The sequence below is a fragment of the Rhodococcus sp. PvR099 genome (assembly GCF_017833315.1).
Lineage (GTDB): Bacteria > Actinomycetota > Actinomycetes > Mycobacteriales > Mycobacteriaceae > Rhodococcus_G > Rhodococcus_G oryzae.
The window spans coordinates 4,479,354-4,505,724 of record NZ_JAFIBV010000001.1 but is presented as its reverse complement, the minus strand read 5'-3'; the positions used below and the strand labels follow the sequence as shown (position 1 = coordinate 4,505,724).

General features: G+C 67.8%; 29 protein-coding genes. 20 read left to right on the top strand and 9 right to left on the bottom strand.

Annotation, left to right across the window (positions count from 1 at the left end):
• The first annotated feature begins 146 nt into the window (after positions 1-146).
• From JOE46_RS20795 to JOE46_RS20775, 5 genes are all read left to right on the top strand, one after another.
• Entirely contained in the window at positions 147-605 is a 459-nt protein-coding gene (locus JOE46_RS20795) for a RidA family protein (RefSeq protein WP_245222178.1), read from the top strand.
• A gap of 115 nt (positions 606-720) precedes the next feature.
• Positions 721-954 carry a hypothetical protein gene (locus JOE46_RS20790; protein WP_097211676.1) on the top strand — a complete coding sequence of 78 codons (234 nt, stop codon included), beginning with the start codon at positions 721-723 and terminating at the stop codon, positions 952-954.
• Between the two features lie 15 nt (positions 955-969).
• A complete protein-coding gene (locus JOE46_RS20785; protein ID WP_209928308.1) occupies positions 970-1,242 on the top strand; it encodes a WhiB family transcriptional regulator in 273 nt (90 codons plus the stop codon).
• A gap of 6 nt (positions 1,243-1,248) precedes the next feature.
• Positions 1,249-2,472 (top strand): alanine racemase, encoded by a 1,224-nt coding sequence (gene alr / locus JOE46_RS20780; RefSeq protein ID WP_245221130.1) that lies wholly within the window; start codon positions 1,249-1,251, stop codon positions 2,470-2,472.
• Positions 2,469-2,684, top strand: coding sequence for a hypothetical protein (locus JOE46_RS20775; RefSeq protein ID WP_143548447.1), 216 nt, complete (start codon positions 2,469-2,471; stop codon positions 2,682-2,684). The genes alr and JOE46_RS20775 overlap by 4 nt, the downstream gene beginning before the upstream one ends.
• A gap of 46 nt (positions 2,685-2,730) precedes the next feature.
• On the opposite strand, the gene JOE46_RS20770 is transcribed toward JOE46_RS20775, so the two are convergent.
• Positions 2,731-3,759, bottom strand: a complete 1,029-nt coding sequence (locus tag JOE46_RS20770) for a MerR family transcriptional regulator (RefSeq protein WP_209928307.1) — start codon at positions 3,757-3,759, stop codon at positions 2,731-2,733.
• An 11-nt stretch (positions 3,760-3,770) separates the two neighbouring features.
• Positions 3,771-4,436, bottom strand: coding sequence for a HEAT repeat domain-containing protein (locus JOE46_RS20765; RefSeq protein ID WP_097211679.1), 666 nt, complete (start codon positions 4,434-4,436; stop codon positions 3,771-3,773).
• A 132-nt stretch (positions 4,437-4,568) separates the two neighbouring features.
• Between JOE46_RS20765 and JOE46_RS20760 the strand changes: the two genes are divergently transcribed.
• Positions 4,569-5,192 carry a class I SAM-dependent methyltransferase gene (locus JOE46_RS20760; protein ID WP_097211680.1) on the top strand — a complete coding sequence of 208 codons (624 nt, stop codon included), beginning with the start codon at positions 4,569-4,571 and terminating at the stop codon, positions 5,190-5,192.
• Here JOE46_RS20760 and JOE46_RS20755 read toward each other — a convergent pair.
• Positions 5,157-6,044, bottom strand: coding sequence for a hypothetical protein (locus tag JOE46_RS20755; protein WP_097211807.1), 888 nt, complete (start codon positions 6,042-6,044; stop codon positions 5,157-5,159). The two genes, JOE46_RS20760 and JOE46_RS20755, sit on opposite strands and share 36 nt — an antisense overlap.
• A 201-nt stretch (positions 6,045-6,245) precedes the next feature.
• Between JOE46_RS20755 and JOE46_RS20750 the strand changes: the two genes are divergently transcribed.
• The 6 genes from JOE46_RS20750 to erm all read left to right on the top strand — a co-directional run bounded on the left by JOE46_RS20750 (position 6,246) and on the right by erm (position 12,399).
• On the top strand, positions 6,246-7,199 hold the full coding sequence (locus tag JOE46_RS20750) for an STM4015 family protein (RefSeq protein WP_097211681.1): 954 nt from the start codon (positions 6,246-6,248) through the stop codon (positions 7,197-7,199).
• The gene (locus tag JOE46_RS20745; RefSeq protein WP_097211682.1) at positions 7,196-8,290 is read left to right on the top strand and encodes an STM4014 family protein; all 1,095 of its coding nucleotides are present in this window, start codon (positions 7,196-7,198) and stop codon (positions 8,288-8,290) included. The genes JOE46_RS20750 and JOE46_RS20745 overlap by 4 nt, the downstream gene beginning before the upstream one ends.
• Complete coding sequence (locus JOE46_RS20740) at positions 8,277-9,143, top strand: STM4013/SEN3800 family hydrolase (protein WP_097211683.1); 867 nt, start codon at positions 8,277-8,279, stop codon at positions 9,141-9,143. Before JOE46_RS20745 ends, JOE46_RS20740 begins: the two co-directional genes overlap by 14 nt.
• A complete protein-coding gene (locus tag JOE46_RS20735; protein WP_097211684.1) occupies positions 9,140-10,498 on the top strand; it encodes an STM4012 family radical SAM protein in 1,359 nt (452 codons plus the stop codon). Before JOE46_RS20740 ends, JOE46_RS20735 begins: the two co-directional genes overlap by 4 nt.
• Positions 10,499-10,500: 2 nt before the next feature.
• The gene (locus tag JOE46_RS20730; protein WP_179800540.1) at positions 10,501-11,445 is read left to right on the top strand and encodes an STM4011 family radical SAM protein; all 945 of its coding nucleotides are present in this window, start codon (positions 10,501-10,503) and stop codon (positions 11,443-11,445) included.
• Positions 11,446-11,586: 141 nt separating this feature from the next.
• Positions 11,587-12,399 carry an ErmE/ErmH/ErmO/ErmR family 23S rRNA (adenine(2058)-N(6))-methyltransferase gene (gene erm, locus JOE46_RS20725; RefSeq protein WP_209928306.1) on the top strand — a complete coding sequence of 271 codons (813 nt, stop codon included), beginning with the start codon at positions 11,587-11,589 and terminating at the stop codon, positions 12,397-12,399.
• Between the two features lie 99 nt (positions 12,400-12,498).
• Here erm and JOE46_RS20720 read toward each other — a convergent pair whose 3' ends face one another.
• Complete coding sequence (locus tag JOE46_RS20720) at positions 12,499-13,218, bottom strand: helix-turn-helix domain-containing protein (protein ID WP_097211686.1); 720 nt, start codon at positions 13,216-13,218, stop codon at positions 12,499-12,501.
• Positions 13,219-13,495: 277 nt separating this feature from the next.
• Between JOE46_RS20720 and JOE46_RS20715 the strand changes: the two genes are divergently transcribed.
• Together JOE46_RS20715 and JOE46_RS20710 are read left to right on the top strand one after the other, a co-directional pair.
• Positions 13,496-14,284, top strand: coding sequence for an alpha/beta fold hydrolase (locus JOE46_RS20715; RefSeq protein WP_209928305.1), 789 nt, complete (start codon positions 13,496-13,498; stop codon positions 14,282-14,284).
• A 97-nt stretch (positions 14,285-14,381) separates the two neighbouring features.
• Positions 14,382-14,780, top strand: a complete 399-nt coding sequence (locus JOE46_RS20710; protein WP_209928302.1) for a hypothetical protein — start codon at positions 14,382-14,384, stop codon at positions 14,778-14,780.
• Between the two features lie 79 nt (positions 14,781-14,859).
• Here JOE46_RS20710 and JOE46_RS20705 read toward each other — a convergent pair whose 3' ends face one another.
• Positions 14,860-15,264 carry a DUF4259 domain-containing protein gene (locus JOE46_RS20705; RefSeq protein WP_209928300.1) on the bottom strand — a complete coding sequence of 135 codons (405 nt, stop codon included), beginning with the start codon at positions 15,262-15,264 and terminating at the stop codon, positions 14,860-14,862.
• Between the two features lie 394 nt (positions 15,265-15,658).
• Here JOE46_RS20705 and JOE46_RS20700 point away from each other — a divergent pair, with 394 nt between their 5' ends.
• A complete protein-coding gene (locus JOE46_RS20700; protein WP_307861316.1) occupies positions 15,659-18,034 on the top strand; it encodes an MMPL family transporter in 2,376 nt (791 codons plus the stop codon).
• Positions 18,035-18,140: 106 nt separating this feature from the next.
• Here the strand turns inward: JOE46_RS20700 and JOE46_RS20695 are convergent, their stop codons facing one another.
• Entirely contained in the window at positions 18,141-18,518 is a 378-nt protein-coding gene (locus JOE46_RS20695; protein ID WP_209928298.1) for a hypothetical protein, read from the bottom strand.
• Positions 18,519-18,868: 350 nt separating this feature from the next.
• Between JOE46_RS20695 and JOE46_RS20690 the strand changes: the two genes are divergently transcribed.
• Positions 18,869-19,288: a helix-turn-helix domain-containing protein gene (locus tag JOE46_RS20690; protein ID WP_097211691.1), complete on the top strand. Its 420-nt coding sequence runs from the start codon at positions 18,869-18,871 to the stop codon at positions 19,286-19,288.
• A gap of 18 nt (positions 19,289-19,306) precedes the next feature.
• Here JOE46_RS20690 and JOE46_RS20685 read toward each other — a convergent pair whose 3' ends face one another.
• A complete protein-coding gene (locus JOE46_RS20685) occupies positions 19,307-20,257 on the bottom strand; it encodes a hypothetical protein (RefSeq protein ID WP_143548448.1) in 951 nt (316 codons plus the stop codon).
• Positions 20,254-20,754, bottom strand: coding sequence for an ImmA/IrrE family metallo-endopeptidase (locus JOE46_RS20680; protein ID WP_097211693.1), 501 nt, complete (start codon positions 20,752-20,754; stop codon positions 20,254-20,256). Before JOE46_RS20680 ends, JOE46_RS20685 begins: the two co-directional genes overlap by 4 nt.
• Positions 20,755-21,341: 587 nt before the next feature.
• Here JOE46_RS20680 and JOE46_RS20675 point away from each other — a divergent pair.
• The 4 genes from JOE46_RS20675 (at position 21,342) to JOE46_RS20660 (ending at position 24,586) form a co-directional block, all read left to right on the top strand.
• Positions 21,342-21,560, top strand: coding sequence for a hypothetical protein (locus JOE46_RS20675; RefSeq protein WP_209928296.1), 219 nt, complete (start codon positions 21,342-21,344; stop codon positions 21,558-21,560).
• Between the two features lie 850 nt (positions 21,561-22,410).
• Positions 22,411-23,019 (top strand): hypothetical protein, encoded by a 609-nt coding sequence (locus JOE46_RS20670; protein WP_209928294.1) that lies wholly within the window; start codon positions 22,411-22,413, stop codon positions 23,017-23,019.
• Between the two features lie 309 nt (positions 23,020-23,328).
• Positions 23,329-23,544, top strand: coding sequence for a hypothetical protein (locus JOE46_RS20665; RefSeq protein ID WP_209928293.1), 216 nt, complete (start codon positions 23,329-23,331; stop codon positions 23,542-23,544).
• A 109-nt stretch (positions 23,545-23,653) separates the two neighbouring features.
• Positions 23,654-24,586, top strand: a complete 933-nt coding sequence (locus JOE46_RS20660; RefSeq protein WP_209928292.1) for a hypothetical protein — start codon at positions 23,654-23,656, stop codon at positions 24,584-24,586.
• 30 nt (positions 24,587-24,616) lie between these two features.
• On the opposite strand, the gene rox is transcribed toward JOE46_RS20660, so the two are convergent.
• A complete protein-coding gene (rox, locus tag JOE46_RS20655; protein WP_209928289.1) occupies positions 24,617-26,047 on the bottom strand; it encodes a rifampin monooxygenase in 1,431 nt (476 codons plus the stop codon).
• Positions 26,048-26,371 lie beyond the last annotated feature (324 nt).

Genomic DNA, 26,371 nt, shown 5'->3' with positions numbered 1-26,371 from the left:
TGAATGCCGCTCAGGCAGCACACGTCCTTCGCCAGAAGGCCAATTCCCTTAAATAACAACAATACTCGAGACAGGAGCAATGTATGTACGAGAACCTATCCGCCCCAGATGCGCCCCGCGACGCGACGAGTGCCGCCCCTGCACGCTTGACATCAGGAGCGGCGATCCTCAGCAAGTCCGGGTACACCCTGCCGGTAGCGTCGGCGCCGATCGGTGCATATGTGGCGGCCGTGCGGGCTGGCAATCTGGTCTATACCTCGGGACAGCTACCGTTGGTTCAGGGAATGATCGAGCGGCCGGGAAAGGTGGGTCGGGACGTCTCAGTGACTGATGCGTCGCGGGCGGCGGAGACCTGCACCCTGAATGCCCTCGCTGCCATCGATGCGCTCGTTGGACTCGACGCCGTTGTGCGTGTGGTGAAGGTGGTCGGGTTCGTCGCGTCCGCGGACGATTTCACCGGCCAGCCAGCCGTAATCAACGGGGCCTCGGAACTATTGGTGAATGTCTTCGGTGACGCCGGGGCACATGCGCGCTCAGCTGTCGGCGTCGCGGAACTACCCTTGAATGCACCCGTCGAGGTCGAACTCGTCGTCGAGGTCGCCTGACCCGCACATCTCGCAGGTCGCCCGCAGCCAGTCGGGCGGCCCGATCACTTGTCCGACACCGCCGTCCGGACGCCATTCACAGAACCGCTGGCATCGTAAGCCCCACGGAGGCACCATGACCGACAACGACCACCTCCTCGCATTCGCCCTGAAATGGAGGCATTGGGGAGGCGGTTCGGCAGGCGACATCCTGGTGGAGTTCGGCCTCACCCCGACCATGTACTTCCAGCGTCTCCGCCACTACCTGCACAGCGGCTCAGCCCCAAGTCTGCCGGAACATGTAGTGCACCAACTCGATACCCTCTGCATCACTCGGCTTGCTCAGTCCGGTCTCCGCCACAGCCACTGACGCGCAAACTCCACGATGCCACTATCGGTCCCGCAGCTCCCAGCCCCTGTCAGCGAAGAGTGGGACTGGCAACTCCGCGCACGATGCCGAAACATGGACACCAACCTGTTCTTCCCCCGCGATGACGAGGGACGCGGAGCGCGGGCCCGCCGCGAACGCGTCGCGAAGGCCGTCTGCGCTCGGTGCCCTGTCCTGCAGACATGTCGGCTCCACGCCTTCCGCGCTCGAGAACCGTTCGGAGTCTGGGGAGGCACCACCGAAGGTGACCGCACTCGATCTCGAGAGTAGGCAATCATGATCCACGAGAACAGATTCCCTGCGATGCCGGCTGCGCCGCAAGCCTGCGCCGTCATCGACCTCGATGCCATCCGCGACAACGTCGCGGCACTCCGGTCGCGGGCCCGCACCTGCGAGGTGATGGCCGTCGTGAAGGCCGACGCTTATTCCCACGGACTGGTTCCGTCCGCCCGTGCCGCCCTGGCCGGCGGCGCAACCCGACTCGGGGTGGCGGTGCTCGGGGAGGCGTTCGCGCTGCGCAGCGCAGGTGTCACCGCACCGGTGCTCGCCTGGCTTGCGGTCCCCGGCGCACCGTACCGACGGGCAATCGACGAGAACATCGACCTGGCAGTACACACCATTGATCAGCTACATGAGATTTCCAGTGCAGCAGCAGATTCCGGACACAGGGCCCAGATCCACCTCAAGGTGGACACCGGGATGGGGCGTGGTGGTGCAGCCACCGACGACTGGCCCGGTCTCGTCGAGCAGGCCCGAGCGCGTGAGCGCGATGGACTGGTGCGGGTCGCGGGCATCTGGTCACATCTGGCCAGCGCGGACGAACCTGGCGAACCCAGCATCGGGCGGCAGCTCATGGTGTTCGACGAGGCGCTGGAGGTGGCCGCGCGCGGCGGGGTGCGGCCCGACGTCCGGCACATCGCCAACTCGGCGGCGACGCTCTACCTACCGGAAGGCCATTACGACATGGTGCGTCCCGGAATCGCGGTATACGGCGTGGATCCACTTCCCACCGAACTCCGTTCGCCCACCGTCGCGCTGCGCCCGGCGATGACGCTGGAGGCCCGCCTCGCTCAGGTCAAGCGTGTGCCTGCGGGCACCCCGGTTTCCTATGGGCAGACCTACACAACTCCCGACGCCACCACACTCGCGGTGGTGCCCCTCGGGTACGCGGACGGAGTGCCCCGTTCCGCGAGCGGAATCGGGCCCGTACATGTCCACGGACGGCGCTGCGCGGTGGCGGGGCGGGTGTGCATGGACCAGTTCGTCATCGACATCGGCGACGAGCCCGCCGCGGCGGGTGACGACGTCGTACTGTTCGGCCCGGGCGACCACGGCGAGCCCACAGCCACCGACTGGGCAGATGCCGCCGGGACGATTGCCTACGAGATCCTCACCCGGATCGGCGGCCGTGTCACCCGGATCTACACCGGATCGACGCCGATGGATGCACCGCCCCGGGAGCCGGCACCGCACGGCACCACGCCAAAGGAGGAGCGATGAAGATTCCGCTCTGGATCGGCGGCCCTGCTTTGATTTCCCTCGCGGCTGTAGATGCAGCACTCGAACTTCAGGTCCGGGTAGTGGGCTCGCTGACGCGAAGCCTGTTACGCGGCATGGGAACTGACATTGCTGAACCCTCATCATACGAGGATGGTTCGGTCAGGATGGGTGGTCCTCACATGACAGGAGAATCAGGCCCCGCCCTCAGGTGATACGGGGAGACCGAGCCGAAGCCACTGGGTGTCGAGTCGAGCCTCTCTAACATTCCGATTGTCGGCGGGATCCCCGCCCGCGGTCCTGCGTACTCACGATCGCTGCCGCGGTGGCGGCGATCGTCCTTTCGCTGTCATCGGCCAGCCGCGCTAGGGCCTCCCGTGCCGATGTGCCCGGAATCTCCGCAAGGGCCTGCGTGATTCGCAACCGCGTCGTCACATCGTCCGCGTTGTCGAGCGTGTCCTGCAGGGCCCTCACGACGTCGTTGGCCGCCGGCGAGACCTCGGCCAGCAAGCCCAACACCTCGGCGGCCTCGACATCGCGCTGCCCATCGACGACCATGTCGAGGAGCACGGGCATCGAGTCGATGCTCCCCCGGGAGCCGAGGGCGAGGGCTGCGCGGCCGCGGACCGTGTCGTCGGAATCGGTGAGGGCTCGTCGCAACAGCACCGTCGCCTCCGCTGCGGGCACTGCGGCTATCGCCGACACCGCACGGCGCCGGACGTCGACGACTTCCGAATCCAGACCGACAGCCAGGTCGGCCAGTCCCCGGCCTGCAGCCCTCGCCAACGACCACTGCAGCGCCCCCGCCACATTGGGGTCGTCCTCCGACAGGACTGCCGCGACCAGCGCTTCGACCGGCAGCGGCGCGCTCTCGTCGTGGGACAGCACCGCTTGTTGACGGCGAGCCGCGGACTCCGATTCCAGCGCTCGCAACAGCGCGACGATGCGCAGGACGTCGTCCCACTCCGCCGGTGCGGCGGCGTCGACGCGCTCGAGCTTCGCGAGCAGTTCCTCTTCGGCGGCTATTCGCTGGCGCGTGTGCCGGATGAGGTCACCCACCAACTCGGTCGGTGCGAAATCGGCCTCGTCCAGCGCGCGCTTGGCGTCGTTCAACGACAGCCCCAGAGTTCGCAGGCTCTCGACATGGAAGAGCCGTCGGATGTCGTCGGCGGAGTACTCGCGGTAGCCGCCGGAGGTGCGGCCCGTGGGTTGCACCAGCCCCAGCGAGTCGTAGTGGCGCAACATCCGCGTGCTGACACCGGAACGCCGCGAGACCTCACCGATCAACATCCCATCTCCTCCTACGTGTCCGGACCGACGACCGCGACGCGCTTGGCCATCTCGAGCGAGACGGTGAACCCGCTGTCGGGGTCGTGGCAGAGCTGCTTCGTGGCCTCCGCATGCGCACGAATGTGCGGATCGGGACTCGTCCCGGCCGCGTCGAGGACCGGGAGGACCGTGTCCCCGAGTCCCGCCAGCGCTCGGCTCAGACTGAGCTGCATCTGGCGGTCCCCCCGTCCGAGCTCGGTCGCGAGGGCGGCCGCGAGAGCGGCCTCGTCGCCGGGCGGAACGAGTGCCACGGCCGCCCGCCACGCGCTGCGCGCGACCTCGTCGTGCTCGTCGTGCACCAGTGCCGACACCGCGGGCCAGGCGAGCCGGTCCCCGATCTTGGACAGGGTGTGCAGCGCCTGACTGCGGGCCTGCGCGGTGTCGGACCTGAGCTCGTGGACGAGGCGCGGCACCGTGATCTCGGCGGACAAGCGGCACAGCGCCCAGGTCAGCATGTCGCGGACGAAGAAGTCCGGCTCGACGGCGCACCGCGCGACGAGAGCCTCCGTCAGCTGGGGATCAGGGCGCGTGCCCGCAGCGAGCGCCGCCTGCAGCCGACCCGACGGGTCCGCGGCGGCCAGGGCGTCGACGAGATGGGCATTCGACCCACCGTGATTGGTTGTGTTCACGACAACCACCTCCTTCGTCGACCATTCGAGTCCTTGTCACTGTGTCAGGGTCAAGTCCTCACCGCCCGGAGGACAAGGCGGCACCTTGCGTGGCCGTGCAATGCTGGAGCAGGCGGGAAATGCGAGCATGGGGAGGCTGTCATGGGGTTCTATGGGGAGCAGATCGTTCCGCGGCTGGTGGACTGCTCGTGTGGGATGTCGCTGACCGAACGGTCACGGGAGCGGGTGTGCTCCGGCCTGCACGGTCGCGTGATCGAAATCGGGTTCGGGTCGGGCCTCAATGTCCCGTTCTACCCGGCCGCCGTCGAGTCCGTCAGCGCCGTCGAACCGGCGGACCTGGCCTGGAAGCTGGCCGGCAAGCGACTCGAGGCCTCCTCTGTCCCCGTCGAACGCTCCGGACTGGACGGCCAGGCACTTCCCTTCCCCGACAACACCTTCGACACCGCCCTGTCGACATGGACGATGTGCACGATCCCCGATGTCGACGCCGCGTTGCGCGAGGTGCGGCGGGTCCTGAAGCCGGGTGGCACCCTGCACTTCGTCGAACACGGTCGCGCCCCGCACGAGAAGGTCCGACGGTGGCAACACCGCTTCGAACCGATCCAGAAGGCCACTGCGGGCGGCTGCCACCTCACCCGCGACATCCCCGCTCTCGTGCGGGCATCCGGGTTCGAGATCCGCGATATCGACACGTTCTACGAGAAGGGCGCCCCGAAGATCCTGGGCGCCCTATCGCTCGGGGTCACCGCGCCCCTCGCGGATTGACCACCGCGCATCAGCAGCGGCGCCACATTCACCACACGCGGGCGGCAGCGCCTCGATGGGCGGCTGTCCCGCACCGGCCGGCGACCGCACCGGGAGCAGCGGCCGCCACGGCCAGTGCCGGCCGAGGCGGCCCCGCACATGCAGGAAGCCGAGGCCGAGGACCAGCCCGAAGATCAGGTGCCCGATCAGCGACAGCGTGATCGTCGTCGGCGTGAGCGGAAACATGTCGTCCTGACCGTGCGGCGACAGGGCAACCGTTCCGATGAGCCCGGACCATACGGGGAACACCGCGAACGCGACGAACGCGAGGAGGACGGTGCGCCGTGATCGGTGTTGGAGGCCGAGTGCGAGGGCGATGAGGAAGAAGGCGATTCCGATGCCACCGCCGTCGCCGAGGTAGCGCCACAGGTAACCGACGATCGCGCCGGTCCTGGGGTCGGTTCCCGTGTGGAGCCACGTACCCATCTTCGGGATGAAGTCGCCCCAGAGGCCGAGCAGATACACGGTGTCGAGGCGGAAGACGTCATAGACCAGACACGCGAACATCCCCCAGCCGAGGCCATGGCCGACGATGCGGTCGATCGGGTGCGGCGCGAACACGCACAACACGATGAGGGTGGCCGCGAGCGGAATGATCAGCAGCGGACCGGTGGCATTCATCGACACGACGCCGAACACGTGCGCCGAGATCGCGAGCAGCGGTAGGGAAGCGAGCAGCAGGTACATGCCGATCCGGGCGAAGGCCCAGTGGTGACGGACAGCCTTCCTGACGGATTCGACGGCGGGCAGGGCTGCGCCAGGCGGGCCGTGTTCGTGCACGTCGGGGGCGGTGGTACCGAGGATGCGGGGCATGGCAGCGGGTTCCTTTCGGCCGAGGGTCACTCTCGACGAGTGGTCGATTTCCGACTCCCAGCGTCCGTCGAACACCCGGCATGCGAATAGTGCCCCGAGGGGTGGTGATAGCCACCCCGCTTTGGCCCGGCTGGTTCATCTCGACCTTCGCAAGTCGGGCATAATCCCCGTCGAACCCACCCGAGACCAGGAGCGCCCCCGGTGATCAGCGAGCTGCAGAACAAGGTCCACGGCCTTCCCGTCGTGGAGTTCCCCATCGACACCGCCCCCACCGTGCCCGCGCAGGGCCCGGTCGCCTGGCGAATCTCCGTCCCCACATACGAACCGCCCTTCGAGTGGCCGGAGGCGTTCGCGAAGTTCCGTGCCGCGGTCGATCCGTCGACCGTGCAGGCGATCGTCGTCGGCGGCTGGTCCGATCCGTACGAAGACGACCACAGTTCAGCTCATGTAGTGGAGGCTCTCACCGCGGCAGCCGGCGAACTTCCCGCGTTGCGGTCGCTGTTCATCGGGGACATGACCTCCGAGGACTGCGAGATCTCGTGGATCGTGCAGTCGGACGTGACCGCCCTGCTGACGGCCTTTCCTCGGCTGGAGCACCTGGGGGTGCGCGGCGGCAACCAACTGGCGCTGAACCCGGTCCGGCACGAATACCTGCGCAGCCTGGTGATCGAGACTGGCGGCCTGCCCGCCGACGTGGTCAGGGCCGTCGCCGCTTCGGATCTGCCGGCCCTGACCGACCTGGAATTGTGGTTGGGCACAGAGGAATACGGTGCGGATTCGACCGTCGACGACCTCGCCCCGATCCTTGCCGGCGAGAAGTTCCCACGGTTGACCCGCCTCGCACTCTCCAACAGTGACCAACAGGACGCGATCGCGGCCGCCGTCGCGGCAGCACCGATCCTCCCGCAGCTGCGTGCCCTGGATCTGTCCAAGGGTGTGCTGCTGGACGCGGGCGCCGAGGCGCTGCTCGCCGGACAGTCGCTCACCCACCTCGAATCGCTCGACCTGCACCACAACTACCTCAGCGACGGTATGCGGGAACGTTTTCGGGCGGCACTCGAGCCGTCCGGTGTTGCCCTGAACCTCGACGCCGGGGACGCCGACGAGGACGAGTACGACGGAACGATCTACCGATCGGTCGCGGTCGGCGAATGACCCGTCCCCGCCTGGCGGTCGTGGGAAATCCGGAGAACCGACGCGTCACGCTGCTGCAGGATGCCGCGGCCCGCAACGGCATTCCCGCCCCGCGGGTGGTGTCCTGGCGCCAGGTGCTCGCCGAGCGCGGGGCGCGGTTCGACCCCGACGAGTTGGTGCGGCTCGACTCGCCCGGTGAAGACCCCGAGGTGGACGCACTTCTTCGCGGGCCAGGAGACCCGACCCGCATCGCCGGTGGCCCACGCTGGTACGCATCGCTGATCGCCGCGGTGGGAACGCTTCGCGGCGGGCGACGACTGACCGATCCGGACGATCTGGCCGTGCTGTTCGACAAGCGACGGTGCCACGCGGTCCTCGCGGCCGGGGGCGTCCCGGTGCCGACCTCCCCCACCTCGGGCGGCGACGCACCGGTGCCGCGGGATTGGCCGGCGGCGCGCGAGTTGGCCGCAGCGGCAGGGTTGCGGCGGTTCTTCGTCAAGCCGACGCACGGCTCGTCCGCGGCCGGGGTGGTCGCGGTGGAGACCGCGCCCGGTGGCCGGGTGCAGGCCCGCAGCAGCGTGGAGATCGCGCCGGACGGTGTCTACAACTCACTGCGCGTCCGCCGGCTCACCGGAGAAGCCGAGGTCGGCGCCCTGGTCGACGCTCTGGCGGGCGAACTCCTGCACATCGAGGCGTGGTTGCCGAAGCCGTCATTGCGGGGCCGCGCCGCCGACCTTCGGATCGTGGTGGTCGCCGGGCGGGCGACCCACGCGGTGCTCCGCACCAGCGCCCACCCCATGACCAACCTGCACCTGGGCGGGCAGCGCGGCGACCTGGACACTGCGCGAGCGGGTTTCGACTCCGCGGGATATGGCTGGGACAACGCGCTCGCCGTTGCGGAACGGGCCGCCGCCCGGTTCCCGCGCACCCTGTGCGTCGGGGTGGACCTGCTGCCCGCCGCAAACTGGCGCGGCGCTGCGGTCGGTGAGGTGAACGCCTTCGGCGACCTACTCCCTGGCCTGAGCGGTCTCCCGGGCCGCGCCGACGGTCTCGACACCTATTCGGCGCAACTGGCCGCGATCGCGGGGTGGACCGATCATGCCGCGGCCTGACGCGACGGCCGCCGCACAGTCGGAATCGACTGCGGCACGGCCGGACATGAACTCCGTCGTGGGATCCGACGACATCCTGATGATCACGCTCGACACCCTGCGCTACGACGTGGCGTGCGAGCTCGCGGCCGCCGGACGGATCCCGAACCTGGTGCGGCACCTGCCAGACGGCCGGTGGGAGGAACGCCACGCCCCCGGAAGTTTCACCTATGCCTCGCATCAGGCGATGTTCGCCGGATTCCTCCCCACCCCGGTCGGACAGGGGCCACACCCGCGGCTGTTCGCGGCCGAGTTCGGCGGGAGCGAATCGACTGCCAACGGGACTTTCGTGTTCGCGGAGTCGAACCTGCCCGCCGGCCTCGCCGCCGCCGGCTACCGCACGGTGTGCATCGGTGGTGTCGGCTTCTTCAACCGCCGGGGTGCGCTGGGCTCGGTGCTGCCCGACCTGTTCCAGGAGGCGCACTGGTCGCCCGAGCTCGGCGTGACCTCGCCGACCTCATTCGAGGCGCAGGTGAGTCTGGCGGAACGTGTGGTGGCCGAACTTCCCACGAAGCGTCGCCTGTTCCTGTTCGTCAATGTCTCTGCGCTGCATCAACCGAACTGGTTCCATGCCGAGGGCGCGACCGCGGATCACGGGGACACGCGGGAAACGCACGCGGCAGCCCTGGAGTACGTGGACCGGCACATCGGGCGGCTGTTCGCCGCCATGTCCGGCAGGCGCCGGTGTTTCGCGATCGTGTGCTCCGACCACGGAACCACCTACGGCGAGGGCGGGTACACCGGGCACCGACTGGGCCATCCCTCGGTGTGGACGGTGCCCTACGCCCACTTCTTCCTCGAGGGACCACGATGACCACCGTCGACCTGCCCCTGCCGACCGGCATGGCTCCGGCGGGATACGTTCCGCCATACCAGAACTACGTGTACGCGTACCCACACAAGACCGCGTACCGGCCGCTGCACCCGCGCCCGGCCCTGACCGACCTGTGGGCGGACGAGCCGCAGGACGCGCTGTCGCTGTATCTGCATGTGCCGTTCTGCGAGGTGCGCTGCGGATTCTGCAACCTCTTCACCCGCGTCGGCGCGCCGGGCGAGCTGACCACCCGATACCTGGACGCCCTGGAGCGGCAGGCCGAGGCGGTGCGCGAGGCCCTGGCGCCGTCCGCCCGGTTCGCGACCGCGGCGTTCGGCGGCGGCACCCCCACCTACCTGACCGCGGCGGAACTGGACCGGCTGTGCGACATCGCCGAAGGCATGGGGGCGGACCTGCGGGCGATCCCCCTGTCGGTGGAGGCGTCCCCGTCGACGGCCACCGCCGACCGGCTCGCGGTGCTGGCAGGGCGTGGCGTCACCCGGCTCAGCCTCGGGGTCCAGAGCTTCGACGAGACCGATGCCAGGGCGGCGGTCCGACCACAACGACGCGCGGACGTGGAGGCCGCACTGCAGCGGATCCGGGACGCGGCCATCGACGTCCTGAACATCGATCTGATCTACGGGATCGACGGCCAGACACCGGAATCCTGGATCGCCTCCCTCGACGCCGCGTTGGCCTGGCGCCCGGAGGAGTTGTACCTGTACCCGCTGTACGTGCGACCGCTGACGGGTCTGGCCCGCCGCGGCGGCGGGCCCGATCCGGAATGGGACGCCCGCCGACTGGACCTCTACCGGCGCGGCCGCGATCATCTGACCGCGTCGGGCTACATCCAGGAGTCGATGCGCATGTTCCGCCGCGCCGACGCGCCCGATCTCGGTCCGAACGACTACGCCTGTCAGACCGACGGCATGATCGGACTCGGCTGTGGCGCGAGGTCGTACACCCGAGGACTGCACTACTCATTCGACTACGCGGTCGACGCACACGAGGTGCGGGCCATCATCGACGACTACGTCGCGGGCACCACCGCGGACTTCCGCCGCGCCGTGGTGGGCCACGCGATGACCGGGGACGAGGCCCGACGCCGGCACCTGCTGCAGTCCGTGCTGCAGGCAACGGGAATGCTGTTGGCGGACTATCGTTCCCAGTTCGGTGCCGACCCGCACGAGCACTTCGGCGCCGAGCTGGACCGGTGGACCGAGCGCGGATGGCTGCTCTCCGATGGTGACCGACTGCGGCTGACCGCGCTGGGCCTGGCGTACTCCGACGCCCTCGGACCGGAGCTGTTCTCACCGGAGGTGCGGGCCGCGATGGCCGAGTACGAGGGCCGCTGACGGTGCTGACCATCCTGTACCGAGGCCCCCTGGCGTCATGCGACTACGACTGCCCGTACTGCCCGTTCGCCAAACGCCGGGACACCCCCGAGCAGCTGCGCACCGACCGGGCCGCGCTGGAACGCTTCTGCGGGTGGGTGGCGGGTCAGGATCAGGAGCTGTCGATCCTGTTCACGCCGTGGGGCGAGGGCCTGGTTCGGTCCTGGTACCGACGGGCCCTGGTGACGCTGTCTCGGCTCCCGCAGGTTCGCAGGGTGGCGATCCAGACCAACCTCAGCTGCCGCACCGGCTGGCTCGGCGACGCCGATCGCGACGCGGTCGCGCTGTGGTGCACGTACCACCCCGGCCAGACGCCTCACGATCGGTTCCTGACCAAGACCACCGAGCTGACGGCGCTCGGTGTGCGCTTCAGCGTGGGCGTCGTCGGACTGCCGGAGCACCTGGAGGCGGCCCGTCTGCTGCGCGCCGAACTGCCCGATTCTGTGTACCTGTGGGTCAACGCCGCCGAGGGCCACGAGTACACCGACGCCGACGCGGCCGGCTGGATCGGGATCGACCCGCTCTTCGAGTTCAGCCGGAGTCCGCATCGCACGCGGGGTCGCGCCTGTCGTACCGGGGACTCGGTGGTGTCCGTCGACGGTGCCGGCACCGTCCGGCGCTGCCATTTCGTCCCCGAGGTGCTGGGCAACCTGTACGACGGGTCCTTCCGGGACGCATTGCGGCCGCGGCCCTGCCCGCTCGACGTGTGCGACTGCCACATCGGCTACGTCCATGCCGAACAGCTTCCGCTGTACGACGTCTTCGCGGACGGTGTGCTGGAACGGATCCCGGCGGAGCCGGTGTGGCTACCGCTCCCTGCGCGGCGCGAGAACGACCTGGAGCTCATCCGATCTGCGTCCCACGGCCGCTCTGTTAATTGCGTTGCCGCGGGAGAGACAACTCATTAGGTTCTGTCGCATGCATTGCCTCCACTTCATCCGCATCCGCCACAGCCGGGCTCTGGCCCGCTAGCGGACTCCCGGTCGCGCTGGCGCGCCCAGGGCCCTTCGAGACCTTCATTCACTCGAGGACCCGGAAGGGCAGCAGCTGTGGCGTCACAGTCATTCGCACACGGAAACTACTCACACACGCAGAAAAAGGTACGGGCCAAGGGCGGTCGCACGCCAAGGGACCGAGCCAGGCGGGAGCTCTCGCAGAACTTCCTGACCGACCGGCACGCCGTCGACCTGGTGGTCAAGGCGGCCAGACCTGCCGGACTGGTCCTGGAACCCGGATCCGGCAAGGGCGCGCTGACCGTCGCCCTCGCCGGCTCCGGAGCCGATGTCGTCGGCTACGAGATCGACCCGCTGCTGGCCGTCACGCTCAAGGCCAGGACCGGACTCAAGGTGGTCACGGGCGACTTCACCGCCGCCCGGCCGCCGCGCGAGCCGTTCGCGGTGGTCGGCAACATCCCGTTCTCGATCACGTCGAAGATCGTCGACTGGTGCCTGCGGGCCCCGTCGCTGACCTCGGCGACACTGGTCACGCAATTGGAGTACGCGCGCAAGCGGTCCGGGGACTACGGCCGCTGGAGCCGGGTCACGGTGCAGAGCTGGCCGTGGTTCACCTGGGAGCTGCTCGAACGGATCGGTAGGGAGAGCTTCAGGCCGGTGCCCTCGGTCGACTCGGCGATCCTCCGGATCGAGCGACGGCCGGAGCCGCTGGTGCCAGAGGGACCCGCCTACCGGGACATGGTGGAGCTGGGGTTCTCGGGCATCGGCGGTTCCTTGCACGCGTCGTTGTCCCCGCGGTACCGCGGGGTGGACGATGCCTTCGCCCGGGCGGGGATCTCCCACGACACGGTGGTGGCGTTCGTCCATCCAGACCAGTGGATCGCGTTGGCCGACCTGTTGCTCGCCTGAGCGGGCACACCCGGGCATCGAACCCAACGATGCCCGGGTGTTCCGCTTTCGCTTGAGTAGGGGCGTCCGCGCCTCACCACCAGCGAAGGATCGCAGTTATCACCCGGCGCTGCGAGCGGCCAGGCGCTGCCGCCACTGCTCCATGGCCTGCCGGAGGGCTTCGCTCACAAGGAGAGTCAGTTCGGCGGAGGATTCGAAGCGGGCGCCCGCCGGGGTGGTGGGCCCGAGGATCTCGGCTGCGCGCTGCGATGCGGCCGCAAGGGCGACGCTCATCTGCACAGCGGTGAGAAGGTTCCGGAGCCCGATCTCATCGTCGATGACGTAACGTTCGCGACGCCCACCGGGAACCAGTTCCCGCCGGAGCATTCCCTGCTGTTCGAGGAATGCGACTGCGTGTGAGATGGATGCGGGGCTGACCCGAAGCCGCTCGACCAGGTCGGCGGCGGTGAGAGCGCCGGAGTCGGTGATCTGCAGGCATGCCAGCACCCTGGCCTCCATCCGGGGCAGCCCCTGCTGAATCAGGAGTTCGGTGAAGGATTCGGCGACTTCCTGGACCGCTTGGGGGTCACGCCCATGGCCGCCGTCGGGGATCGGCGGCGCCGGAGGCTGAGCCTGCTTCTGCCGGCGCGCGCGCTGGCGTGTGGCCTTCTGCGCCCGGTCCGCGCGGTAGTCGTCGGGTCCGCCGTTGCGGGTGACCTCCCGCATGATGGTCGAGGCGGGCCGCTCCAGACGGCGGCCGATTTCTGCGTATCCGAGCCCCTTGGCCAGCCCCGCCGCGATGTGCTGACGGTCCTCATTGGTGAGTCTGCCTCCGGGCATCGGTGCCGGTCCCCTCCGTATCGACATGCGCTGAGCGCGGCGCCCGCACCCGCCCCAGTATGCATTCAGCCCCACCCCATTGCAAAGATCGAACCGAACCACCCATTGCGTTCACCGTCATATTCATTGCAAAACAAGCCAATCATCTCCGTTTGAACTGGCTAAATAGACCAAAGTTGCATGTTGACGGATTAATAAACGCAACGTACTGTCTCAATCGTTCAGAAGTTACCGAACATCGACGGGGTGCCGGTGGCGCCGCAAGGAGATGAGAAGAATGACTGTTTCGAACTCGACCACTTTGAGCTGGACCGGCATGGTTCCCGTCGACGACACGGAGCTGGCCGTGACCGACACCGGTGGGCCCGGCCGTCCCATCGTCTACCTGAACGGCTCCTACGCCGATCAGAAGTCCTGGCGGCCGTTGCTCGCCGCACTCGGCCCCGACTACCGGCACATCACCTTCGACGAGCGGGCCCGCGGCAAATCGAAGCGGTCGGCGGACTACTCCTTCGAGGCGTGCCTGCGGGATGTCGACGCGATCCTCGCGGCGCGCGGGGTGGAGCGGCCGATCCTCGTGGGCTGGTCCTATGGTGCGCTGCTCGCGGCGCACTGGGCCGAACGGAACCCGGACCGCGTCGCCGGGGTGGTGTCGGTGGACGGCGCCATGCCCTACGGCATCACCGGCGAGGAGGCTCGTGAGCGGATCCGGAAGCTGTTCCGCCGGATGCGGTTTCTGATGCCGGTGGCGCGCCCGCTCGGTATGGCCGCACGGATGACCGCCGACCAGCATGCCGAGGTCAACATCGAGGCCAACGAGCTCCACGCCGCCCTCGGTCCGGTCCTCGACCGCGTGACCTGCCCGATGCGCTACGTGCTGGCCACCGGTGCCAACCTCGGCGGAGGCGAGGAGGAGATGGAAGCGGTGCGGGCCTCACTCGATCCGGTGCTCGCCCGGAAGCCGAACATCCAGGTCAGCGCGAAGGTCGCGAGCAACCACTCCCACATTCTCCGCAAGGACTTCCGGGCCGTCGCGGAGGCAGTACGTGAGACGGCAGCGGACTAGGCGGGTTGATCGGTCCGACCGCAGACGGGCTCAACACTTTTCACCATTGTCTATTCAATTCAGTTTCACCACAACAGATTCGAAGGAGAACACAACCATGTCCATCACCCTCACCGACCAGGACAAGATCACCCTGCGGACCGCCGCCTACGGCGCCGTCTCGCTGCTGGCCGCCGCCGGCCGCTCGCCCCACAAGATCGCCACCAACGGCACCATCGCCCTTTCCTCCGCGACCGGCCTCGTCGGGCGCGTACTCGCAGAGAAGTCCTCGATCAAGGACCTGAACGGCAAGTCCGTGGCCGAACTCGCCGACCACGTGCTCCCGGCACTGACGGCGGCCATGAGCCTGCTCGAGAAGCAGGCTCCGGCAGAGGCAGAGAACTTCCGCAGCACCATCAACGTCACCATCGAAGCCGCCCAGATCCATCAGGGCGAGCCCAGCCCCACGATGACCGAGATGGCCCGAAAGATCACCGGTGCCCTCGACGCCGCTTGATCGGATGCAGACCCACGAAGCCGCAGCGTGCCACGGGGTCCCTTTCCGGACCCCGTGGCACGGCAGCGGGCTGATCGACTCAGCTCAGCGCTCTGAGGCTCTCCAGCCTGCTCAGGATCGGCGCCCGCCACGCCTCGAGATCCTCCGGACCGTTCTCAGCCCACAACTCGTGCAGCTCCGAGGTGTCGCTGTCGGCGATCGTCCGTTCGAGCGTGGCGAGAATCCATCCGCGCTGCTCCTGGGTCAGGGACCCGGTGTACGCGGCGGCATCGATGCCCTCGAGCTGCGGGGGCATCGGCAAAAGTCCGTGGGCCACCGCGACGACCTCCGCAAGCGCGATGGCCGCCTGTGCGTCGTCCGCCTCGAGGTACCCCTCGTCGACGTGCCCGCTGAAGTCTTCGATCTCGAAGTCACCTGCCCGCAACGCCGCGAGCAGGTCGCCCGCTCCGTCGTTCTCGAACGGTCCCGAACCCCACGTCCCCACGCCTCGCTCCTCCTGATCCTCGGGCCGCTCGGCCCGTCGCGCCGACCCTACGATCGACCACCGACAGCCTGCACGTCAGGCTCCTCGGACAAAGAGACGCGTCGGTTGGTGGGATTCTCAGAACCTTCTTAGAGGACCACCGGGGATCGCTCTTGGACACCTGACCACCAGGGAATTCATCCTTCGCCGTGCACCTTCCACCGGTGGTTCGGTCGGCTGACCCCGCCCGGTCCGCAGTTGTCTGCCCTCCAGAACCGGAGACCTTGCGTACCGTGAGCCTCGCAGTGCCGAGCATGTCGAGGACCGGTGGGGATGTTGCCTCGACATGTTCGGGCATACCGGGCTCGGCGTTCGGTTAGCCCGGTACGTGCACCACCAGGGGGGAGCGCAGCAGGTGTTCGCTACGTGGGGACGGATCGCCTATCGCCTGCGGTTCACTGTGATCGGATTGATGGTCGGGTTGATGCTCGCGCTCGGGGCATATGGCCTCGGGGTCGAGAAGCAGTTGAGCCAGAGCGGCTTGGTCGACCCGGGATCTGAGTCCGTGGCCGCCGCAGAGTTGGCCGACGGCACCTTCGGTCGCGACACCCGCGCGGACGTGGTGCTCCTCTACACCGCGCCCGAGGGCAAGACCGTCGACGACCCGGCGTTCGGCGCGAAGGTCACCAAGAGCCTCGACGAGCTGGCGGCGAACAACCCGGACGAGATCCTCAAGGTCAACGCCAGCTATTGGCAGACCAAGATCGCTGCCGCCCTGATGGCCGATCCCGCCAAGAAACACGCCATCGCCAGCGTTGCGATCAACGGCGACAACGACACCGAGGTCGCCGCGAACTTCAAGAAGGTCCGCGACGAGTTCTACATCGACGGCATCGACGTCCAGCTCACCGGGCTGCAGCCGGTCACCGGCACGATCAGCGACACCATGGCCGACGACCTGCACCGGATGGAGATCCTGGCCATCCCGGCGGTCGGCGTCCTGCTCTTCTTCATCTTCGGCGGCGTCGTCGCCGCGGCCCTGCCGCTGATCGTCGGCGGCCTGACCATCATCGCCGCCAATGGTGTCGTCAAGGCACTGGCTCAGCTCACCGAGGTCAACGGGTTCGTCCTGTCGGTGGTCTCGCTGATCGGCCTCGGCCTGGCGATCGACTACGGGCTGTTCATGGTCAGCCGCTTCCGCGAGGAGATCGCCGAGGGCTACGACACCGGCGACGCCGTGCGACGCACCGTGATGACCGCCGGCCGGACCATCGTCTTCTCCGCAACGATGATCGTCGCCAGCCTCGGCGGCCTGCTGATCTTCCCGCAGGGCTTCCTCAAATCCATGGCATACGGCGCCATCGCGGCGGTCATCCTGGCCGCACTGATCTCGATCACGCTGCTGCCGGCAATCCTGGGGACCCTGGGCCCTCGTGTCGATGCGCTCGGACTCAGGTCGATTCGCAAGACCAAGACCACCGAGGAGATCGAGAACGGCGTCTGGGGCCGGCTGACCCAGTGGGTGATGAAGCGCCCACTGAAGGTCGCGATCCCCATCGTGATCGGACTGCTACTACTCACCATCCCGATTTCGGGGATCAAGCTGGGCGGGATCAACGAAACCTACCTGCCACCGGACAACCCGACCCGCCTCGCGCAGGAACAGTTCGACGAGTTGTTCCCCAGCTATCGAACTGAGCCGATCAAGTTGGTGTTCGAGGGCGCCCAGGGCACGCCGCAGATCACCCAGATCGTCAAGGAGGCCAACGGTGCGCCCGGTCTGGTCGAGACGTTCTCGGTGAACAACGCGACCAAGGATGGGGTGACGGTCTTCAAGGCCGGCCTTGTCGACCGCAACGACTCCGAGGCGACGATCGACTACCTCCGGGCCATGGACGTGCCCGACGGGGTCACGATGCTGGTCGGCGGGACACCCGCGATCGAGCAGGACTCGATCGCCGCGCTGCTGGACAACCTGCCGGTGATGATCGCCACGGTGGTACTGCTGACCACGTTGCTGATGTTCCTGGCGTTCGGATCGCTGGTGCTGCCGATCAAGGCGGTGCTGATGACCGCGCTGGGCCTCGGCGCGACCCTCGGCATCCTGACGTGGATCTTCATCGACGGAAACGGCGCAGGGCTGCTCAACTTCACGCCGGGACCGATCATGTCGCCGGTCCTGGTGCTGATCATGGCGATCGTCTACGGCCTGTCCACCGACTACGAGGTGTTCCTGCTGTCCCGGATGGTGGAGGCGCGGGCACAGGGTGCAAGCACCACCGAGTCGGTTCGGATCGGCACCGCGCACACCGGCCGCATCATCACCGCGGCGGCACTGATCCTCATCGTCGTCACCGGAGTGTTCGCGTTCTCCGAGCTGGTGATGATGAAGTACATCGCCTACGGCATGATCGCCGCGCTGATCATCGACGCCACCCTGATCCGGATGTTCCTGGTGCCGGCGACGATGAAGCTGCTCGGCGAGGATTGTTGGTGGGCGCCCGCCTGGATGAAGCGTATTCAGGAGAAGCTGGGCATGGGCGAGCCGATCCTCGCGGACGAGCGGATGCCATCCGACATCCCGGATCTCGCCGCATCGTATGGCCCGATGCCCGCACAGGAAGCCGCCCCGGAAACCGCGCCCTCGCTGAAGTCCGTTGCCGGCGAGTCATGTCCGTCCGTCTCGCCCGCTTTTGGGGCCACCCGAAATCGGCGTTCGGACGACGCACCGACGATCAGTGTTGCCGAACTGATTGCGCGGCAGAACCGCCTCCGGGCCCCCCGGAGCTAGCCAAGAGCGACCTCGCCGGCAGTGGCACTTCGGCGGCCGGAATTGCCCGAATGTGACACTTCCGCAAACAGATACGGATGCGGACAGACCTGACGTGGCTCGGGTCTCACCATCGCGAGTAGGCGGTGAACACATTCCCGTGGAGGTCGGGGGTTTGCAGGTACACCGCGACCCGACCCCCATGGGAGGCGGCTTCGTCGATGAACTGATCGCCCGTCACCGGCGTCCACTCCCCGGTGTTCCACACCGACTTCGGGTCGAGACCGACGGTCCAACGGTCCCCGAAGACCGCATTGATCACATTGCCTGCTTGGATGTCCGCGGCGACCCGGGTTTCGCTGGGATCGAGAACCGCACCGACATATTGGAGTTCGGGGTTCACCACCGGCGTCAGCGCCGACGCGGTACCGGCGCCGAGCAGCAATGCCCCCGCCGCCCCGACAACGAGCCCCGCGACCGCAGTGGTGGTCTTGACGATATTCATGAAATTCCCCTCCCGTGCCGGCGCCCTCGGCCCCAGCGAACGTGCGGGACCCGTCAGACAGCCAGCTAACATCAGGCTAATCAACGGCGGTCGATTCCGAAAGTCGGCCGGCGACCGAAGGTTCCGAGCAGTGCCCATTCCTCAAGGCCGGAATACGTAGGGTCCGCCGACGAGTGGGGAGTGCGACCGGCCACCCCAATAGCGGCGATTTCGGCGACCCACACCCACCCGAGCCGGCCGAGTCCGAATCAGCGGCTAGTATTCCGAACACGAGTGGTGACGTGAGTTATCATCTAGCTATCTCAGCCCTCTGACGCGGTAAACCCGCTGGAAGGACCCAGTCCCCGAAGATGGACTCCGATTTCGCTTCGCGCTTGAACAAGCTGTTCGAGACCGTGCACCCTCCCGGGCGAAAGCCGCACACCAACGCGGAAGTGGCGGATGCACTGATCGAGGCCGGGCACCACATCTCGAAGCCGTACCTGTCACAGTTGCGCTCGGGACAGCGGACGAATCCTTCGAACGAGACGGTGGCCGCATTGGCCAAGTTCTTCAAGGTCAAGCCGGACTACTTCTTCAACGACATCTACGCAGCGAAGATCGATCACGACCTGAAACTCCTCTCGCAGCTGCAGGGGTACGGGCTGCGCCGGCTCTCGAGCCGCGCGTTCGACCTGTCAGAGGAGTCGCAGACTCTCCTGACCGCGATGGCCGAGAAGCTCCGCGCGAGCGAGGGCCTGCCCGCGGTTCCCCCGGACTCGACCGAATAGTCCGCGCCGCGGGCGCGATCAGCGCCGGGCGAGCCGGGAATGCGCGCGGGCGATCTCCAGAACCCATCTGCGGTCCGAGACGCCATCTGGGGTGCTGATCCACTCCGGGTCGAACGGGACCTCGGGCGAGTGGTCCACCCATTGCGCGACAACCCGAGCGCGTTCGGCCGCACTCGACGGGACCGGCGAATCGTCCAGTCCACCCATTCCGAGACCGATCTGAAGGTAGAGCGCGTCGAGAATCTGTGACACCTGATCCGAGGCCCGCAGCACGCTGCTGGAGTGCGCGAGGTCGCCATCGACCACCTCGGGAAAGCGCTCGGTGACCAGGCGATGAACCTTCCGCAGCCGGGCAAGCACGATCCGCGCCCGCACCCACGCCTCCACCATGAACCACAGCGCACCCGAGGCCATCAACGCGGTGCCAAGCGCCCACGGCCAGCCGGGATCGAAAAAGGTCGATCCGTTGCGGACGATCGCGGCGACCCCGGCCACCACGATCACCGCGCTGCCCGCAGTGAACAGCGCGATCCCGCGACCGAGCGGGGTCGGCGCGAGGTGGCGGACACCGGTGACGGACACGACCCCGAACATCGCAACCACGACCGCGCAGGCAATCCACGGCGCATCAAGAACCCAGGCGGCGCCGACCGCGACCGCCGCCAGGGCGTACACCACCCCGGCGAACCGGCCGACGGCGCGCCGGGAATCGAGCGGCCACACGGCAGCGGCGATCACGAAACTCGAGGCCGCGCTGACCATCCACAGTCCGACCGAGAGCAGATCGACGTCGACGTGACGTCCCAGCAGAACGCGGAGTTCCGGGGTCGCGACGAATGCCCCGACCGCGAGCGACGCCACCGCTGCCACGATGGCGAATCTGACCATCGTGGGGGCGCGGACTATCGCGCGCCCCACCCGTGCTCCCGCCGCGATCCAGGCGAGCAGCGCAACTATCCAGTAACTCACCCGAGCGCCTCGTCGTATCGCAGCACCGACACGGGATTGCCGTGTCTGGACAGAATGGCCAGCCGGTGCAGAAGCAGGCCGGCGAAGGTCTCGGCCTCCCACTCCTGGATCTCGTGCTCGACGGACGGCGGGTCCACGCCGCGCGAGCGCTGGCTGAGCATGTATGCGATGAGGTCATCGTCGGCGGCCAGCGTCTCCTCCTCGATCGCCGCACCGGCATGACCGAAGACGACGTGCCCCAGCTCGTGCGCGAGCGTCCGGTCCGGGTTCGGCAAACCATCGGCGATGATGATCTCGTCATGATCGACAAAGCTGAGGTGTTGTCCATAGACACCGATGGGCAGCGGCTGCGTGCGGACGGTGATCTCGCGACCTCGCTCCGCAGCGACCCGCACGACCACCGACGCGAGGCTTGACGCCTCGGCCGACGCCGCGACCGCACACACCGCATCGACGGCCGCCGACACACGGCGATGAGACCTGATCGCCTTGGTCATTCGTCCCCCATCACAGGCCGCGACGCGCGGTCGGTCCGAAGAACTCTGCGTATGTCGCGTTCGCCCTCGCGCGCTGCGCACGCGCGCCCCGGGCCGAGAACACCGCAGACACCGCCGCGACGGTCGAGAGCCCGCCGAGGCTCACCAGCGCGCTCCCCCACTCGCCCAACCCAGACTGGGCCGAGGTGGCCTCGTAGCCCGGTTGCGGCGACCGAGTTTCGTCGAGCGGTGAGACATCGGGACGAACATCGGTCGAACCAGGCGCGATGGCGTCGGCGGCAGAATCCGGGACGGGCGCAGGGATCGCCGTCTCACCCGGAGGCGCCGGGACGGGTGCCGGGACCGACTCACCTGGAGTCACCGGGACGGGCGCCGGGACCACCTCGCCCGGAGGTGCCGGGACGTGCGCCGGGACCAACTCGCCCGGAGGTACGGAGATGGGAGGCGGTATCACCAGATTGTTGCCGGACAGCGTGGGACCACCGCCCTGGAGAGGGGGGACCGGAATCGGAATCGGAATCGGGACCGGGACCGGGACCGGGACCGGGACCGGGACCGGGACCGGGACGAGTCCACCCCCGGCCGTGGTGGACGGGGTCGTTGGCGCCGTGGTGGACGGGGTCGTTGGCGCCGTGGTGGACGGGGTCGTTGGCGCCGTGGTGGACGGGGTCGTTGGCGCCGTGGTGGACGGGGTCGTTGGCGCCGTGGTGGTCGGCTCGGGCACCACTGGCGTCACCAGCGGCGGGGCCGTCTGCGGAGCCGTTGGGCGGGTTCCGCAGGGAGGCCCGGACGCAGGGACTCCATGAGGACACTGGGGATGGTTCGGATTGCAGGGTCGATGCGAGTGTGACTGGGCGCAGCCCTGAATCGGGTCGGCGACCGCCGTCGCGGCGCCACCCAGGCCGATCCCGGCAAGGATTGCACCGGCATAGCACCAGCGGAGTACCGCCAGCGCCCGGTGGCCGCGGCGAAGGCGCTGTAACGAGCGTCCACCTGCATCACGTCCACCGATCGCCGGCACACCACTCTCGGCCGGCATCCTCACCATTGCGTCTCCAAGTCCGCCGCTCGCCGATCAAGCAACTCCGATACCCATGAAGGCCGTCGGACAAATCCCCATCCAGCGACGCACCTGCAACGATTCGTGAGTGGGCAACCACTGAGCGATCGGCTGGGTCGGCAGGCCACCACGGGTATGCTAGCTGTTTGCTGAAATCTGGCAAATGCCAGACTGCAAGGCAGGGCACCGATGCCCGTGAAACCTTCACTCACCCGCAATAGCGGCCACTTCGCGGCGCCGAACCGACCACACCCGGCCTGTTGCCCACAGACATCCACGTGACACCCCGACCGAACGCCGATTCGAGCCCGGCTCCGACAGCGCCCCCCACAACGCCGAAAGCAGCGCCAGCAAATCTACAGCCTCGCATCGCTTCCTCGGCCGCGAAGTCGGCAGGTGCCGTGCAATTAGAGTCAACCACCACAATCGACTAGGCATCCGAGCCGGCTCACCGCCCTCGGCCTTGACCAAGCCTAGAACTGCTATCTTCTAGCAACATCCTGACGGCCAAGTGCTGCGGATTAGCCGGATGCCTCCAGCTTCGATCAGTAGCCGAACAGCCCGGTCCATCTGCGCATGAAAACGAAGAGGGCAGTATGACCGCAGCAAATGGTCGAGACCAGCGTGACGAAGGCCAACCGATGGCGTTCAAGAATCGAGTTGCCGAACTCGCCGCAGGCATTGGCCTCACCTGCGGACTGGCCCTCGCGGCGCACTTCACCGAGTCCGAAGCGCTGATACTCCTGACAGCAGGAGCGTCCGCGGCCCTCATCGCCGTCGGACTTCTCTGCATGCAGGCAGGCCACTCGGCCCGGAGGTCCGTCGCCCCGCGGAGATCCGTCGCCCCCGTCAGTACACCTCTGATGGAGGCGGTGAACGACATGACCGACGAGGAACTGTCGGGGGCTATCGCCGCACTGCATTCCAACCAAGTCGCGATGGCCGCCGCCGGCCATCCGGCGCAGGCCCAAAGGATCGCGCACGACAAGTTCACATGCCTCGAGGTAGCCCGACAGCGCCGCGCGGCCGCCAACAGACAAGCCCGCCGACAGCGGCGTTTCATCGCCGCGGTGGTGGCAGCGGTCGCCGCGATCGGGTTTGCCGTCGGCATAGCCGGCATCGCCGACAGCATCGCGTCGGCGAAGGCGCAGGAAACCCCGGAGCAGTGGTACGCCCGGGAAACCCCGCAGCACAACGTCATCTGAGGCTGCGTTCGCGGAACCGGATGCGATGGGCAACCAGTTGAGTCCAGCCCCGATAAGTTAGCTAGAAGCTTGCCAGCAATCGTTCGCGTCGCTAGGCTTCACTCGCGCCGTTTTCGTCCCCCGACCGAAACGTCGCCGGTCCCGCTGGGTAGAACCCCCGATCCGCCCAGCGGGGCCGACCACCCGATCGGCAGACCTCGGTAGGTCGCCCGGCACGGACCACGATTCAGTAATCTTCCAGCTATGTCAGCGCCTACGAGGCGATGCATCTCGCCGACGCTGGCGGGCAACGAGACCTGAGGAGGAGCGATGAGGATTCCGCTGTGGATCGGCGGCCCTGCCCTGCTCGCACTGGCGGCTCTGGACGCAGCGCTCGTGATCCAGACTCGTTCGGTCGGCTCGCTGATGCGGGCGGTGATGCGTGGGATGGGAACTGACCTTCCTGAACCGTCGTCATACGACACGGTCACCCGGTGCAGTGCGCACCGCCCCGAGGTCGACGAGGTCGTCGCCACACCGAGTTAGCACCGAATTGCTGCGGCAGTGCACCTCGGTGCATGCGGGCATCGAAGGCCGAGCCAGGGAGGGCCGAGCGCGCACGGTGGTCGCCGCCATCGTTTGTAGGCTCGGCACCATGCCGAACACATTCCTGGTACCTGTGGGCGCCGAGTTGACGATGCCGGAGCGCAGCACGGTCACCTCGCATCCGGCCGGCTGGCTCGTCTCGTCGCCCGAACGGCTGGAGGTATTCGACGCGACCTTCGGGCGGTCTCTGTTCGCAGCCGAATTCGAAGGATGCGGTGCTTCGACGGTGTCCGGCGCGCTCGACTACGCGGCGGTCAGTCTTCGAGACCGAGCGCAGCTGCGCAGGCCGGACGGATCGGTCGTCTGGGAGCACGTCCACGACGGTTGGCCGGAGTGGGGAACCGGTTCCGCGTACTGGGATTCGGCCAGCGAGACATTCGCGTTCACCGAGCCTGGTGACGACAGTGATCGTTGGTGCCTTGTCCGCGCCGGGAAGATGGTCACCTCCGTCGAACTCACCGACCTGACGGCGGGAGGATCACACGTTTCCCGCACCCGCAGTGGGTATCTCGGGCTTTCGATCGGCGCGGGGCAGGATGGCTGTGCGGTCTATTGGATCGACCCGATTCGGCTCGGCGATCGTCTCGACCCGCTCGTGTACGACGAAGAGCTCGTCCTCGATGCCGGCCGAGGCGATTCGGTGGTGACGCTGACACACGAGTCGGACGTCATGCGCGTGCGGCCGTCCGTGGACTCGGATTCGTTCATGTCGATACGTTCCGCAGACATCGATTCCGGCATCGAGGAGGGCATCCCCTTCCACTGGGCGGTTGGCGCCGAGGATCGATTCGTTGTGTGCGTCGGCGACGACGATCACCAGGTATTCGCCTCCGGTGCAGCTGATCTCGGTTCCTGGATCCAACTCGATCTCCCCGCAGGCCTCGGTCCGGATGCCACTCTTGTCGGCGGTGTCAACGGATTGTGCGCGAGCTGTGACTGGCCCTCAGGCGTGGTACGCCTCTGGCACGGTCCGATGGTGTGATCCGCACGCGGATACCCGGGTCACACGCACTCATCCGGCCGCAGCGCCGAACCACGTGGGCAGCCGGCCGATCAGATCCTGTTGATCCTCACCGACCCAGGCCACGTGCCCGTCCGGCCGAAGCAATACGGCGGGCACGTCGAGTTCGTCGCTGACGTCGACGACGAGATCGACGCGGTCCGCCCAGCCCGTCACCGACAGCCGGCCGGTCTGGTCGAGCAGCAGCCCGCGGCCGGCGTGCATCAGCCCGTAGAGGCGGCCTCGCTTCTTCAGCGCCACGTCCCGCAGCCGCCTGCCGAGCAGCGCATGCCCCTCGCCGAAGTCGTAGCGGACCCCTATCGCGGTGACCTTCTCGGTCAGGAACCGATTCACCTCCTCGAAGTCCATCAGTTCCGACAGCAGCAGGCGCACGGACCGGGGACCCGGCTCGGTGGACAGCAGCTCGGACTGCACGCGGGTGTTGTTCAGCACGTCGGCGGCCACCGGGTGCCGTTCGGTGTGGTAACTGTCCAGCAGCCCCTCCGGCGCCCAGCCGCCCACCTCGGCGGCCAGCTTCCAGCCCAGATTGAACGCGTCCTGGACGCCCAGGTTGAGGCCCTGCCCGCCCAGCGGCGGGTGGACGTGCGCCGCGTCGCCTGCCAGCAGCACCCGGCCGACCCGGTAGCGCTCGGCCAGCCGGGTGGCGTCGCCGAAGCGGGACAGCCAACGCGGTGAGTGCACGCCGAAGTCGGTGCCGGCGAACACTCGCAGCTGTTGCTTGAACTCCTCGAGGGTCGGCGGGACCGACCGGTCCTCGGCCACCCCCGCGGCGGGCACGACGATGCGGTACACCCCGTCCCCGGAGGGTCCGGCGCCGAATCCCTTGTGGGTCTTGCGGACCTCGGACACCACGGCGTCCAGGATCTCCGGCGGCGCGGCCACCTCCATCTCCCCCAGCAGCGACTCGACCCGGGTGGGTTCGCCGGGGAAGCCGACACCCAGCAGCTTGCGCACCGTGCTGCGGCCGCCGTCGCAGCCGACGAGGTAGCGCGAGCGCAGCTGCGTGCCGTCGTCCAGCTGGGCGGTCACCCCGTCGTCGTCCTGGCTCAGGCCGACCAGTTCGCGGCCGCGCCGGATCGGGGCGCCGAGTTCGGCGGCGTGCTCGCTAAGCAGTCGCTCGGTGACGGGCTGCGGGATGCCGAGGATGTACGGATGCGCGGTGTCCAGCCGGTCGGGCCGCGGCTTGGCGATGCCGGCAAAGAAGCCGCCGACCGGGTACTTCTTGCCCAGCGCGAGGAACCGCTCCAGCAGACCGCGCTGGTCCATCACCTCGACGCTGCGCACGTGCAGGCCGAGCGACCGGACATGCCTGGTCGGCTCGGTCAGCTTCTCCAGGACGAGCGGCTGCACGCCATGCAGCCGCAACTCTGCGGCCAGCATCAGTCCGGTCGGTCCGCCACCGGCAACGATCACGTCGATCATTCGAAAACCCCCGTTCGACAAGAACCCGCGTGCTTCGCGAATCCCTGATTTCCGCAGGTCCTGGCCTCCGGCTTGGAGATTCTGCAACACGATGGGGGTCTTGCCGCAAGACCCCCATCGCGCTATATGTTGAGAGTGGCAGGGAGTTGGCAAACTCCTTGCCTTTCTTTCGTCGTCCGACCCCCACGGACAACCTCCTCACGAAGCCGCGGGAGCGCTGAGCGAAGCCCGACAGACCGGAAAGTTGTCCCGGCGTGGCTCGGCACCGTGCGGGGATCTCAGTGGGATGATTTCGCCTACGCTGCGGCCGACCGCTGCACGGGA